This window comes from Amaricoccus sp. (genome assembly GCF_017993425.1).
Lineage (GTDB): Bacteria > Pseudomonadota > Alphaproteobacteria > Rhodobacterales > Rhodobacteraceae > Amaricoccus.
The window spans coordinates 1-12,551 of record NZ_JAGOMQ010000027.1 but is presented as its reverse complement, the minus strand read 5'-3'; the positions used below and the strand labels follow the sequence as shown (position 1 = coordinate 12,551).

The 12,551-nt window shown below is 73.1% G+C and carries 12 protein-coding genes; 11 read left to right on the top strand and 1 reads right to left on the bottom strand.

The genetic code is table 11. The features are described 5' to 3' along the window. Positions 1-49: 49 nt before the first annotated feature. The 10 genes from KBB57_RS13455 to KBB57_RS13410 all read left to right on the top strand — a co-directional run bounded on the left by KBB57_RS13455 (position 50) and on the right by KBB57_RS13410 (position 11,025). Positions 50-2,071, top strand: coding sequence for a M3 family metallopeptidase (locus tag KBB57_RS13455; protein WP_290751071.1), 2,022 nt, complete (start codon positions 50-52; stop codon positions 2,069-2,071). A gap of 296 nt (positions 2,072-2,367) precedes the next feature. Continuing rightward, positions 2,368-2,781: a MucR family transcriptional regulator gene (locus KBB57_RS13450; RefSeq protein ID WP_290751068.1), complete on the top strand. Its 414-nt coding sequence runs from the start codon at positions 2,368-2,370 to the stop codon at positions 2,779-2,781. A 104-nt stretch (positions 2,782-2,885) separates the two neighbouring features. After that, entirely contained in the window at positions 2,886-4,214 is a 1,329-nt protein-coding gene (miaB, locus tag KBB57_RS13445; protein ID WP_290751065.1) for a tRNA (N6-isopentenyl adenosine(37)-C2)-methylthiotransferase MiaB, read from the top strand. A 162-nt stretch (positions 4,215-4,376) separates the two neighbouring features. Continuing rightward, complete coding sequence (locus KBB57_RS13440; protein WP_290751063.1) at positions 4,377-5,384, top strand: PhoH family protein; 1,008 nt, start codon at positions 4,377-4,379, stop codon at positions 5,382-5,384. Continuing rightward, positions 5,377-5,856 (top strand): rRNA maturation RNase YbeY, encoded by a 480-nt coding sequence (gene ybeY, locus KBB57_RS13435; RefSeq protein WP_290751061.1) that lies wholly within the window; start codon positions 5,377-5,379, stop codon positions 5,854-5,856. The genes KBB57_RS13440 and ybeY overlap by 8 nt, the downstream gene beginning before the upstream one ends. A 38-nt stretch (positions 5,857-5,894) precedes the next feature. Continuing rightward, the gene (locus tag KBB57_RS13430; protein WP_290751058.1) at positions 5,895-6,809 is read left to right on the top strand and encodes a transporter associated domain-containing protein; all 915 of its coding nucleotides are present in this window, start codon (positions 5,895-5,897) and stop codon (positions 6,807-6,809) included. A gap of 9 nt (positions 6,810-6,818) precedes the next feature. Continuing rightward, positions 6,819-8,366, top strand: coding sequence for an apolipoprotein N-acyltransferase (lnt, locus tag KBB57_RS13425; RefSeq protein WP_290751056.1), 1,548 nt, complete (start codon positions 6,819-6,821; stop codon positions 8,364-8,366). 126 nt (positions 8,367-8,492) lie between these two features. Beyond that, on the top strand, positions 8,493-8,885 hold the full coding sequence (locus tag KBB57_RS13420) for a helix-turn-helix transcriptional regulator (RefSeq protein WP_290751053.1): 393 nt from the start codon (positions 8,493-8,495) through the stop codon (positions 8,883-8,885). Between the two features lie 266 nt (positions 8,886-9,151). Continuing rightward, the gene (gene metK, locus KBB57_RS13415; protein WP_290751050.1) at positions 9,152-10,321 is read left to right on the top strand and encodes a methionine adenosyltransferase; all 1,170 of its coding nucleotides are present in this window, start codon (positions 9,152-9,154) and stop codon (positions 10,319-10,321) included. Continuing rightward, positions 10,318-11,025: a tRNA (guanosine(46)-N(7))-methyltransferase TrmB gene (locus tag KBB57_RS13410; protein WP_290751048.1), complete on the top strand. Its 708-nt coding sequence runs from the start codon at positions 10,318-10,320 to the stop codon at positions 11,023-11,025. The genes metK and KBB57_RS13410 overlap by 4 nt, the downstream gene beginning before the upstream one ends. Here the strand turns inward: KBB57_RS13410 and KBB57_RS13405 are convergent. Next, positions 11,006-11,635 (bottom strand): septation protein A, encoded by a 630-nt coding sequence (locus KBB57_RS13405; RefSeq protein WP_290751045.1) that lies wholly within the window; start codon positions 11,633-11,635, stop codon positions 11,006-11,008. The two genes, KBB57_RS13410 and KBB57_RS13405, sit on opposite strands and share 20 nt — an antisense overlap. 184 nt (positions 11,636-11,819) lie before the next feature. Here KBB57_RS13405 and KBB57_RS13400 point away from each other — a divergent pair, with 184 nt between their 5' ends. Next, positions 11,820-12,107: a hypothetical protein gene (locus KBB57_RS13400; protein ID WP_290751043.1), complete on the top strand. Its 288-nt coding sequence runs from the start codon at positions 11,820-11,822 to the stop codon at positions 12,105-12,107. Positions 12,108-12,551 lie beyond the last annotated feature (444 nt).

Here is a 12,551-nt window from a genome sequence, read left to right as displayed (position 1 = left end):
GGAACCCGTCCGCGCCCGAGGTAGTCGCGGCGCAGACAGGGAGGCGGCGATGAACCAGCTCGTTCGGGAATGGGACCGGCCCTACGGGATGCCGCCGCTCGACGCGCTGCGCGACGAGGAGTTCGCCCCCGCCTTCGACGAGGCGCTGGCCGAGGGGCGCGCCAACATCGACGCCATCGCCGACAACCCGGAGCCGCCGGACTTCGCCAACACCATCGAGGCGATGGAGCGCGCCGAGAGGAAGCTCGACCGCGTCTGCGCGATCTTCTTCAACCTCGCGAGCGCCCACACCAACGACCTGATCGAGGCGCTGCAGCGCGAGCTCTCCCCCCGCCTCTCCGCCCATTCCTCCGCCACGATGCTGAACGCGAGGCTCTTCGCCCGCATCGACCGGCTGATGGAGACCCGCGACGCGCTCGGCCTCGACCCCGAGCAGGCGCGCGTGCTCGAGCTCTACCACCGCATGTTCGTCCGCGCCGGCGCGAAGCTCGAGGGGGCCGACCGCGACCGCCTCGCCGCGGCGATGGAGCGGCTGGCGACGCTCACGACGACGTTCTCGCAGAACGTGCGCGCCGACGAGAAGTCCTGGACGATGCCGCTCGCCGAGGCCGACCTCGAGGGCCTGCCGCCCTTCCTCGTCGACGCCCTCGCCCAGGCCGCCGCCGATCGCGGCCTCCAGGGCCACGTCGTCACGCTGTCGCGCAGCCTGATCGTGCCGTTCCTGCAATTCTCCCCCCGCCGCGACCTGCGCGAGACCGCCTTCCGCGCCTGGATCGCCCGGGGCGCCGGGGGCGGCGAGACCGACAACCGCGCCGTCGCCGCCGAGATCCTCGCGCTGCGCGCCGAGCGGGCGCGGCTCCTCGGCTATGCGAGCTTCGCCGACTACAAGCTCGCGACCGAGATGGCGAAGACGCCGGAGCACGTGCGCGACCTCCTCATGGCGGTCTGGGGCCCGGCCCGCGCCCGCGCCGAGGCGGACGCGCGCCGCCTCGCCGAGCTCATGCACGCCGAGGGCGTCAACGACGCGCTCGCGCCGTGGGACTGGCGGCGCTACGCCGCGATCCGCCAGCGCGAGGAGCATTCCCTCGACGAGGCCGAGGTGAAGCCCTACCTCCAGCTCGACGCGATGATCGCCGCCGCCTTCGACGTCGCCCGCCGCCTCTTCGGCCTCTCCTTCCAGCCGATCGAGGCCGGCCTCCACCACCCCGACGCCCGCGCCTGGGAGGTGACCCGCGACGGCGGCCATGTCGGCGTCTTCGTCGGCGACTACTTCGCCCGGCCGTCGAAGAAGTCGGGCGCCTGGTGCTCCTCCTTCCGCAGCCAGTCGAAGCTCGACGGGCCCGAGGCGCCGATCGCGATCAACGTCTGCAACTTCGCCAAGGCGCCCGCCGGCCAGCCGACGCTGCTGACCTTCGACGACGCGCGCACGCTCTTCCACGAGATGGGCCATGCGCTGCACGTGCTGATGTCGGACGTGACCTATCCGTTCGTCTCCGGCACCGCGGTGGCGCGCGACTTCGTCGAGCTGCCCTCGCAGCTCTACGAGCACTGGCTGGAGGCGCCGGAGGTGCTCTCCACCCATGCCCGCCACGCCGAGACCGGCGCGCCGATGCCCCCGGAGCTGCTCTCGCGCCTGATCGCGGCGCGGAACTTCGACCAGGGCTTCGCCACCGTGGAATACGTCGCCTCGGCGGTCGTCGACCTCGACCTGCATTCCGGGCCGGCCCCCGCCGACCCGATGGCGGCGCAGGCGGCGACGCTCGACCGGCTGGGGATGCCGGCGGCGATCGTGATGCGCCACGCCACGCCGCATTTCGACCACGTCTTCGCCGGCGACGGCTATTCGGCCGGCTACTATTCCTACATGTGGTCGGAGGTGATGGACGCCGACGCCTTCGCCGCCTTCCGCGAGACCGGCGACCTCTTCGACCCGGCGGTGGCGGCGCGCCTCGCGGAGAACATCCTGAGCAAGGGCGGCTCGCGCGACGCGGCCGAGCTCTACGAGGCCTTCCGCGGCCGGCTCCCCGGGGTGGAGGCCCTGCTCGCCCAGCGCGGCCTCGCGCCCGCCTGAGCGGCGCGTTCCCGGGCGGGGAACTCTGGCCCTAATCGGCGCCGTTGTCGCGGTTCTGATCGGGGCGCGGCAACGAAACCCCCGGCTCCATACTTGCACGCGACAGGCATGTTTATGCCGACTACCTCGGAGCCGAAAATTTTCAGCTTTAAATTTCGCTGACTGTCTTGCCATCGACGATTCTGGAAAATATTATGGATGCATCGCCCGGCAACTCGCAGCCGTTCGGGCGCCCACGAAAAGCAACCGACACAACGGGAAAACCTGCGCCGGTTGCAGGTGAAGGATGAGGCATGATGACAGAAGAGCAAACCATCGGCCGGGGCGAGCTGCTTGCCCTGACGACCGAGATCGTGTCGGCCCACGTCGCCAGCAACACTGTGGGCCAGGGAGACGTCGCCGAGCTGATCCAGTCCGTGTTCAACAAGCTGAGCGAGCTGGCCTCCGGCGACGAGGCCGCCTTTGTCGAGCTGACCCCGGCGGTGCCGATCAAGAAGTCCGTGACCGACGACTACATCGTCTGCCTCGAGGACGGCAAGAAGCTCAAGATGCTGAAGCGGCATCTGATGACCTCCTACAACATGACCCCCGAGGAATACCGGACGAAGTGGGGCCTGAAGCCCGACTACCCCATGGTCGCCCCGAACTACGCCGCCAAGCGGCAGGAGCTCGCCAAGAAGATCGGCCTCGGCCGCAAGCCGCGGAAGTAGCCGCGGCGCGTCGGCGGGCGGGTTGAAACGACCCTGCCGCGCCGCTACAGCGAGGGCGCGCGCCCCGGACCGGGGGCGCGCCCTTGCCGTTCCGGGGACCGCCCATGACCGCGCCGAAGACGACCGCGCCGAAGAAGCTGTTCGTCCGCACCTATGGCTGCCAGATGAACGTCTACGACAGCGAGCGGATGACCGCGGCGCTGGCGGCGCAGGGCTATGCGGCGACCGGGACGCCCGAGGACGCCGACCTCGTGCTCCTCAACACCTGCCACATCCGCGAGAAGGCCGCCGAAAAGGTCTATTCCGAGATCGGCCGGCTGAAGCGGCTGAAGGCCGCGCGCCCCGGGATGGCGATCGGCGTCGCCGGCTGCGTGGCGCAGGCCGAGGGGGCGGAGATGCTCTCGCGCGCCCCGGCGGTCGACTTCGTCGTCGGGCCGCAGGCCTATCACCGCCTGCCCGCGCTCCTCGACCGCGTGGGCCGCGGCGAGCGGCCGGTGGAGACGGAGTTCCCCGAGGAGGACAAGTTCGAGCACCTGCCCGCCGACCGCCGCGCCCGCCGCGCCCCGGCGGCGTTCCTGACCGTGCAGGAGGGCTGCGACAAGTTCTGCGCCTTCTGCGTGGTGCCCTACACCCGCGGCGCCGAGGTCTCCCGCCCCGCCGGCCGCATCGAGGCCGAGGCCCGCGACCTCGTCGCCCGCGGCGTCGTCGAGATCACGCTGCTCGGCCAGAACGTCAACGCCTACCGCGACGGCGAGGGCGTGACGCTCGCCGCGCTGCTGCGGCGGCTGGCGCGGATCGAGGGGCTGGAGCGGCTGCGCTACACCACCTCGCACCCGAACGACATGGCAGACGACCTGATCGAGGCCCATGCCCTTGAGCCGAAGCTCATGCCCTACCTGCACCTGCCCGTGCAGGCCGGCAGCGACCGGGTGCTGAAGGCGATGAACCGCCGCCACACCGCCGCCGGCTACCTCCGCCTGATCGAGCGCATCCGGGCGGCGCGCCCCGACATGGCGCTCTCCGGCGACTTCATCGTCGGCTTCCCGGGCGAGACCGAGGCCGACTTCGCCGAGACGCTGGCCCTCGTCGAGGCGGTCGGCTACGCGCAGGCCTATTCCTTCGCCTATTCCTCCCGCCCCGGCACCCCCGCCGCCGACCGCAGGCAGGTCGCCGAGGCGGAGAAGTCCGACCGCCTCCGCCGCCTCCAGGCCCTGCTCGCCCGCCAGCAGGCCGCCTTCCAGGCCAGCCTCGTCGGCCGCACCCTGCCCGTCCTCCTCGAGAAGCCCGGCCGCGAGCCCGGCCAGGTCGCCGGCCGCTCGCCCTACCTCAACGCGGTCCACCTCGAGGCCGACCCCGCGCTCCTCGGCCGCATCGTGCCGGCCCGCATCCTCGCCGCCGGACCGAACTCGCTGGCGGGCGCGCTGGCCGCGTAGCAAAGGTCCGATTACACGATTCCAATGACTTAGGCAATTTTCACGCGTGAACACCCGCGGTTCACGCAGCCGTTCACCCAAGGCAGCGCGCCCGGCTTGCGCCTCCGCTCCGGCTGGGGCACTCTCGGACCGGTAGAGTCCTCATTCCGGCCCGGAGGCCCTTTGGCGACCAGCGCGCGCTCCCCTGCCCCGAACGCCGGCGACAGCGTCCTCGAGTTTCCCGACAATCGCCTCCTGATCGACCTCTGCGGCGAGCTCGACCGCAATCTCGTGCAGGTCGAGATGCGCCTCGACGTCGCCATCCACCGCCGCGGCAACCAGCTCGCGCTGCACGGCGACGAGGCCGAGCGCGCCGCCGCCGAGCAGCTGCTGCGCGCCCTCTACGCCCGGCTGGAGCAGGGGCGCGAGGTCACCCCCGGCGACATCGACGCCGCGATCCGCATGCCCGGCGGCCAGCCGCGCGGCGAGGCCCGCGTCGGCCAGCTCGAGATGTTCGGCGCCGCGCCCATCGAGATCCGCACCCGCAAGAAGCTCGTCGAGCCGCGCACCGCCGCGCAGACGGCCTACGTCCAGAGCCTCTACCGCAACGAGCTGGTCTTCGGCCTCGGGCCGGCCGGCACCGGCAAGACCTACCTCGCCGTCGCCGCCGCCGTCTCGATGTTCATCGAGGGCCATGTCGAGCGCATCATCCTCTCCCGCCCCGCCGTCGAGGCCGGCGAGCGCCTCGGCTTCCTGCCCGGCGACATGAAGGAGAAGGTCGATCCCTACATGCAGCCGCTCTACGACGCGCTGAACGACTTCTTCCCGGCGCGCCAGGTGCAGAAGATGATGGAGGAGCGCCAGATCGAGATCGCGCCGCTGGCCTTCATGCGCGGGCGGACGCTGTCGAACGCCTTCGTGGTGCTCGACGAGGCGCAGAACGCCACGACGATGCAGATGAAGATGTTCCTCACCCGCCTCGGCGAGGGCAGCCGCATGGCGGTGACCGGCGACACCACCCAGATCGACCTGCCGCGCGGCGTGACGTCCGGCCTCGTCGAGGCCGAGCGCATCCTCAAGGGCGTCGACGGCATCGGCTTCGTCCGCTTCACCGCCGCCGACGTGGTCCGCCACAGCCTCGTCGCCCGCATCATCGTCGCCTACGAGGCCGCGTCGAAGTCGGATGGCTGAGGACGCCGGTCCCGTCGACACAATCGTCGAGGACGAGCGCTGGCAGGCGCTCGACCTGCCGGCGCTCGCCGGCCGCGCCGCCGCCGCGGCGCTCGCCGCCGCCGGGCTGGACCCGGAGGCATGCGAGATCGGCCTCCTCGCCGCCGACGACGCCCGGATCGCGGCGCTGAACGCCGAATGGCGCGGCAAGGCGGGACCGACCAACGTGCTCTCCTGGCCCTCGGCCGACGGGCCGGCGACGCCGGGAGAGCCGCGCTTCCTCGGCGACCTCGCGCTCGCCTGGGAGACCTGCGCCGCCGAGGCGCAGGCGGCGGGGATCGCGGCCCCCGACCACGTGACCCATCTCGTCGTCCACGGCGTCCTGCACCTCCTCGGCCACGACCACGAGGACGACGCCGAGGCCGAGGCGATGGAGGCGCTGGAGCGGAAAGTGCTTGCCAGCCTCGGGGTGGCGGACCCATATAGCCGCTAGGAGGCGCCCCTGGGGCGTCGCAACGGACCATGCCCCCGATGGGCGAGCACGACAGCGGAGCCGCGGCCTCGACCGCAGGCCCCGACGAGGCCGAGACCGACAGTTCGGCCAGACCATCCTTCCTCGCGCGCCTGTTCCGGCGTGACGGCGCGGAGGGCCAGTCCGAGGACGGCGACGACGACGCCGAGCCCGCTGCGGCGCATCCCGGCTCGAGCGAGATGATCGGCAACGTCCGCCGCATCCGCCGGATGCGGGTGGAGGACGTCAGCGTCCCGCGCACCGAGGTGATCGCCGTGCCCGACGACGTCGGGCTCGACGGGCTGGTCGCGGCGTTCAAGTCGAGCACGATGACCCGGCTGCCGGTCTATTCCGGCTCGCTCGACCGGCCGAAGGGCCTCGTCCATCTCAAGGACCTGGCGCTGCGCTACGGCTTCGGCGAGGGCGACGGCGGCTTCGACCTCGAGGGCCTGCTGCGCCCGCTCCTCTACGTGCCGCCGTCGATGCCGATCGGGGTGCTGCTGCAGAAGATGCAGGCGGCCCGCATCCACATGGCGCTGATCATCGACGAGTACGGCGGGGTCGACGGGCTCGTCACCATCGAGGACATCCTCGAGCAGATCGTCGGCGACATCGGCGACGAGCACGACGAGGACGAGGCCGCGCTCTGGTCGCAGGAGGGCGAGGGCGTCTACGTCGCGCCGGCGCGGATGGAGCTCGACGACTTCGCCAAGGAGACCGGGGTCCGCCTCGCCGCGCCCGAGCTCGCCGAGGAGGTGGACACGCTCGGCGGCCTCGTGTCGCGGCTCGCCGGCCGGGTGCCGGCGCGCGGCGAGATCGTCGTCCATCCCGATGGCCACGAGTTCGAGGTGCTCGACGCCGACGCCCGCCGGATCAAGCGGCTACGGCTGCGGCTGGGGCGCGCCACGCCGGGCGCCGCCGAAGCCGCGGAATAGCGCCTCCCCGTGCACGGGCTCCGCGCGCGGGTCGCCGCGTTGACCGGCATGCGCGCCGCGCTCCTCGCGGCGCTGTGCGGCGTGGTCCTCGCCGCGACGCAGCCGCCCGTCTCGCTCCCCCTCGCGCTCTTCCTCGCGCTGCCGCCGCTCCTCTGGCTGGCACAGGCGGCGCCGCGGCCGCGGGCGGCCTTCCTGCGCGGCTGGGCGGCGGGGGCGGGCTATTTCGGGGCCGGGCTCTTCTGGATCGTCGAGCCCTTCCTGGTGGAGCCGGAACGCTACGGCGCCCTCGCCCCGTTCGCGCTCCTCGGCATGGCGGGCGGGCTCGCGCTCTTCTGGGGCGCGGCCTTCGCGCTCGCCCGCGGCCTCGGGCGGCGCGGCCTCGCCGGGGCGCTGGTCCTCGCCTGCGTCTGGACAGCGGCGGAGGGGCTGCGCGGCCACGTGCTGACCGGCTTCCCCTGGGCGCTGCCGGCCTATGCCTGGATCGAGACCCCCGTCATGCAGCTCGACGCCGTGACCGGCCCCTACGGCCTGACCTTCCTGACCCTCGCCGCCGGCCTGCTGCCCGGCGCGGCGGCCGGGCGGCGCGGCCTCGCCGGCGCGCTCACGGCTGCGGCGCTGGTGGGTGCGGGCTGGGGCTACGGGGCCTGGCGGCTGGCGCTGCCCGAGACGCCGCGGTCGCCGGCGGTCGTGGTGCGGCTGGTGCAGCCGAACATCCCGCAGCGGCTGAAATGGGCGCCCGAGCTCCAGCAGGAATTCTTCGACCGCCACCTCGCCGCCACCCGCGCCCCCGCCGAGCGTGCGCCGGACGTGACCATCTGGCCGGAGACCGCCGCGCCCTTCCTCCTCGGCGAGGCGCCCGCCCTCCAGGCGGAGATCGCCGCGGCGGCCGGAGGGCGGCCGGTCATCCTCGGGATCAACCGGGCGGAGCCGGCGCCGGACGGCGAGCGCTGGTTCAACTCCCTCGCGGTCCTCGGCCCCGACGGCGCGGCCGCGGCGGTCTACGACAAGGACCGGCTGGTCCCCTTCGGCGAGTACATCCCGCTCGGCCGGGCGATCGGGCGGCTCGGCGGGCCGGAGATCGCGACGCTGACGGCGCGCGGCTTCTCGCCCGGGCCGGGCCCGCAGCTGATCGCCGCCGCCGGCCTGCCGCCCTTCCTGCCGCTCGTCTGCTACGAGGCCATCTTCCCGGCGGCGCTGCGGGCGCCGGAGGGGCGGCCGGAATGGGTGGCGCAGATCACCAACGACGCCTGGTTCGGCGCGCTGGCCGGCCCCTACCAGCACTTCGCCCAGGCGCGAGCGCGGGCGATCGAGCAGGGCCTGCCCCTCGCTCGGGCGGCGAACACCGGCGTGTCGGCGATGATCGATTCCCGCGGCCGGGTGGTCGCCATGCTGCCGCTCGGAGTCGAGGGCCACATCGACGCCGTGCTTCCCCCGGCATGGCCCGAAACGATATACGCTCGACGGGGCGATGTTCCCGCGCTCTTGGCGGTTGCGGCAGTTTTCGGATTAACTCTTTCAAATCTTAGGAGTCGCGTTTCTCGGCCACGCCGCAGATAACCTGATCAAGGGAGTGGTGGGACGCCCGGTATCGCCAGGAGGCGCGCGCTGCGGTCCGTAGGGACGCGCGGCGACGGCGCCGGATGGCGCGGGCGACGACATGTGTAAGGGGTGGCGAACGTGACCTTGTCCGCGAGGGAAATCGACGTGCATGTGGGCCAGCGGCTGCGCGACCGGCGCGAGGCGCTCGGCATCAGCCAGGGGCGGCTCGGCCGGCACCTGGGGCTGACCTTCAGCCAGGTGCAGAAATACGAGAAGGGCTCGAACCGCATCGGCGCGGGGCGGCTCTGGCAGATCGCCGAGTATCTCGGCGTGCCGCCCGGCTACTTCTTCGAGGGCCTCGCCTCCGACCATTCGGGGCGCGCCAACGGCGTCGCGACGCCCTCGGCGGCCGGCCCCGACGAGGTGCGCCAGCTCACCTCCGCCTTCGGCGCCATCGGCGAGTCGAGCACGCGCGCCTCGGTGCTGGCGCTCGTCCGCTCGCTCGCCGACGAGGACCGCGGCCGCGCCCGCCGCTGAGGCGGCGCTCCGACCAAGCCGACCGCCTTCGCCGGCCCCGTGCCGGCCCGAGGTCGCAGCGCAACGGCCGCCTCTCCTCCGGCGGCCGGACCGGCCCTTCCCCCGAGCGGACATGCGGGGGCGCGGCCTGACCTGAGCCCCGCTGCCGACAGCCCGCGTCGCCCCCCGCGACGCGGGCTTCCGCCCGTTGACCCCGACCCGGCCCCGGAAGTAGGGAGGGCGGCGCCCGCGCGGGCGAAGGACAGGCGAGAAGGGCTCCGAGGGGTATGGAAATCCGCGGCGACTACACGTTTGCGTCGGAATCGGTGTCCGAGGGCCACCCGGACAAGGTCTGCGACCGCATCTCGGACGCCGTTCTCGACGCCTTCCTCCGCGAGGACCCCGAGGCCCGCGTCGCCTGCGAGACCTTCGCCACCACCGACCGCGTCATCGTCGGCGGCGAGGTGCGCGGCCCGGGCGCGGTGCTCGCCCGCGTCGAGGGCATCGTCCGCGACTGCGTGAAGGACATCGGCTACGAGCAGAAGGGCTTCCACTGGGCGACGCTGCAGGTGCAGAACCTGATACACGGCCAGTCCGAGCACATCGCCGCGGGCGTCGACGCCGCCGAGGGCAAGGAGGAGGGCGCCGGCGACCAGGGCATCATGTTCGGATACGCCGTCGCCGAGACCCCCGAGCTGATGCCCGCCCCGATCCACTATGCCCACGCCATCCTCCGCCGTCTCGCCGAGGCGCGGAAGTCGGGCGCCGAGCCCCGCCTCGGGCCCGACGCGAAGAGCCAGCTGTCGCTCCGCTACGCGGACGGCAAGCCGGTGGAGGTCTCCTCGCTGGTGCTCTCCACCCAGCACCTCGACCCCGACATGACCTCGGCCGACGTGCGCGCCATGGTCGAGCCCTATATCCGCGAGGTGCTGCCCGAGGGCTGGCTGACCGGACGGACCGTCTGGCACGTCAACCCGACGGGCCGCTTCGTCATCGGCGGCCCCGACGGCGACGCCGGCCTCACGGGGCGCAAGATCATCGTCGACACCTACGGCGGCGCGGCCCCGCACGGCGGCGGCGCCTTCTCGGGCAAGGACCCGACCAAGGTCGACCGCTCCGCCGCCTACGCCGCGCGCTACCTCGCCAAGAACGTCGTCGCCGCCGGCCTCGCGCATCGCTGCGTGATCCAGCTCAGCTATGCGATCGGCGTGGCGCGGCCGCTCTCGATCTACGCCGACACCTACGGCACCGGCACGGTCCCGGCCGCGGCGATCGAGAAGGCGCTCGGCCAGGTGATGGACCTGACCCCGAAGGGCATCCGCACCACGCTCGGGCTCAACCGGCCGATCTACCAGCGCACCTCCGCCTACGGCCATTTCGGGCGGGCGCCCGACGCCGACGGCGGCTTCTCCTGGGAGCGCGCCGACCTCGTCGAGGCGCTGCGCGCCGCGGTGTGAGCGAGGCGTCCCCCGCGCCCGCGCGGCCGGCCCGCAAGTTCTACGGCCGACGCCACGGCAAGGCGCTGCGCCCGGCGCAGGCGCGGCTGGTCGCCGAGCTGCTGCCGCGCCTCGCCATCCCCGGGGCGGCGCGCGCGGGCGACCCGGCGCGGGCCCCCGTCGATCCGGCCGCGCTCTTCGGCGACGCCCGGCCGGTATGGCTGGAGATCGGCTTCGGCGCCGGCGAGCACCTCGCGCACCAGGCCGCGCTCAACCCGGGCGTCGGCTTCCTCGGGGCGGAGCCCTTCGTCAACGGCGTGGCCGCCTTCCTCGCCAAGGCCGCGGCGGCGGGACTCGCCAACGTCCGCATCCACCCCGGCGACGCGCGCGACCTCGTGGAGCTGCTTCCGCCGGCCGCGCTCGCCCGGGTCTTCCTGCTCTATCCCGATCCGTGGCCGAAGACCCGCCACCGCGAGCGCCGCTTCATGAGCGCGGAGAACCTCGCCGCGCTCGCCCGCGTGATCGCGCCGGGCGGCGAGCTTCGCCTCGCGACCGACATCCCGGACTACGTGGCGCATGCGCTGGCCGCGGTGGAGGGGAGCGCCTTCGAGCGCGAGGCGCGCGACCCCGCCCTGCCCTGGCCGGACTGGCGACGGACGCGCTACGAGGCGAAGGCGCTGCGCGAGGGGCGCGCGCCCGCCTATCTCAGCTTTCGCCGGCGGTAGGATCGGTCTGCTTCGGCTCGACGATGGCGTAGCGGCTGAAGAGCGGCACCTGCGCCATGACGAAGGCGAGGTTGGCGAGCGGCAGCACGAAGGTGCGGAAGTTCACCCAGACGTCGGTCCCCCAGCCGCGCCACACCACCTCGTTCAGCACCGCGAGGACGGCGTAGAACACGACGAAGCGGCGGGTGAACCTGAGCCAGCCCTCGTCGCGCATCGGGATGATCTCGTCCATCAGGTACTTGAGGTAGCTCTGCCCGCGCAGCAGCCCGAAGGCGAGGATGCCGGCGAAGAGCGCGTAGAGGATCGTCGGCTTCATCTTGACGAAGGTGTCGTCGCGCAGGACCAGCGTCAGCCCGCCGAAGACCGTCACGACGATGGCGGTGATGACGGCCATCCGCGGCAGCTTGCGGGTCAGCGCGTAGCTGGCGGCGAGCGCCGCGAGGATCGTCGGGACGAAGACCTTGGTCGAGAACAGGATCTGCTCGAGCTGCCGTTCGGTGTCGGAGAGCCCGGCCGGGACCGGCGCCCAGCGATAGGCGAGGAAGAAGACGACGATCGGGCCGATCTCGAGCACGAGCTTGAGGATCGGATTGATGCTGCGCGCGGCCATGGCCATCCTCTTATCCCCGCCCGCGCCGGAACGCCATGCCCCGGCGGGCCGCGGCCGGCCGCGGCCGGCTATGGCGATGGCGGCGCGGCGTGGTAAGCTCCCGCGACCCGCGCGGGGCCGGGCCGCGGGGAGCGCCCGCGCGCGCCGCTTTCGCCCGGCGTCCACGAGGGGGAGGAGGCCGCCGATGCAGGCGCGGATCACCAGGTTCAAGATGCGGGACGACAGCGTCGCCCCGGCGCGGGCGCTGATGGAGGAGCTCAGGGCCGAGATCCTCGCGCAGCCCGGGGTGCGCCACATCCTGATCGTGATGAACGAGGACGGCGCCGGCTACGTCATCGGCCAGATCGACGAGAGCGGCGCCTCGCCCGAGGCGGTCGACCGGGTGCGCGTGATCTGGCGGCGCTTCCACGACCTGCTCGACGCCACCCCCGACCCCGAGATCTACGAGGTCTTCGCCGACTGGCGCCCCTGACCCCCGGGCCCGGGGGGCCCGTCGTCGGGGGGCATCGAGCCCCCGCTCCGCCGGAGGCGGCTTGCGCCGCCTCGGGACCCCTCCTCCCGCGGTCCGGATAGGCGTCGGCGGGATCGGGAGGGTTCGGCTGGCCGTGACGCCCATCCGGCGCCCGGCCCCTCCCCGGACGCCGCGTCTTGCGTCATCGCCCTGCTTCCCCCGGTTTTTCCGGATCCCTATGCCCGCCGCCGCGAACCGACAACACCGCCGGGGGCGTGAAGCGCGAAAGGCCCGCCCCTTTCGGGGCGGGCCTTCGGTCGGCGGCCGGCGCCTGTCGGCCGTCAGTCCTCGTCGGCGGCCAGCGCGCTCAGGACCTTGTCCTTGCCGCGCAGCCGCAGGTAGAGCGGCAGCAGGACGGCGATCGCGGCGATGACGTAGAGCACGATCGCCGTCGGGGACTGCACC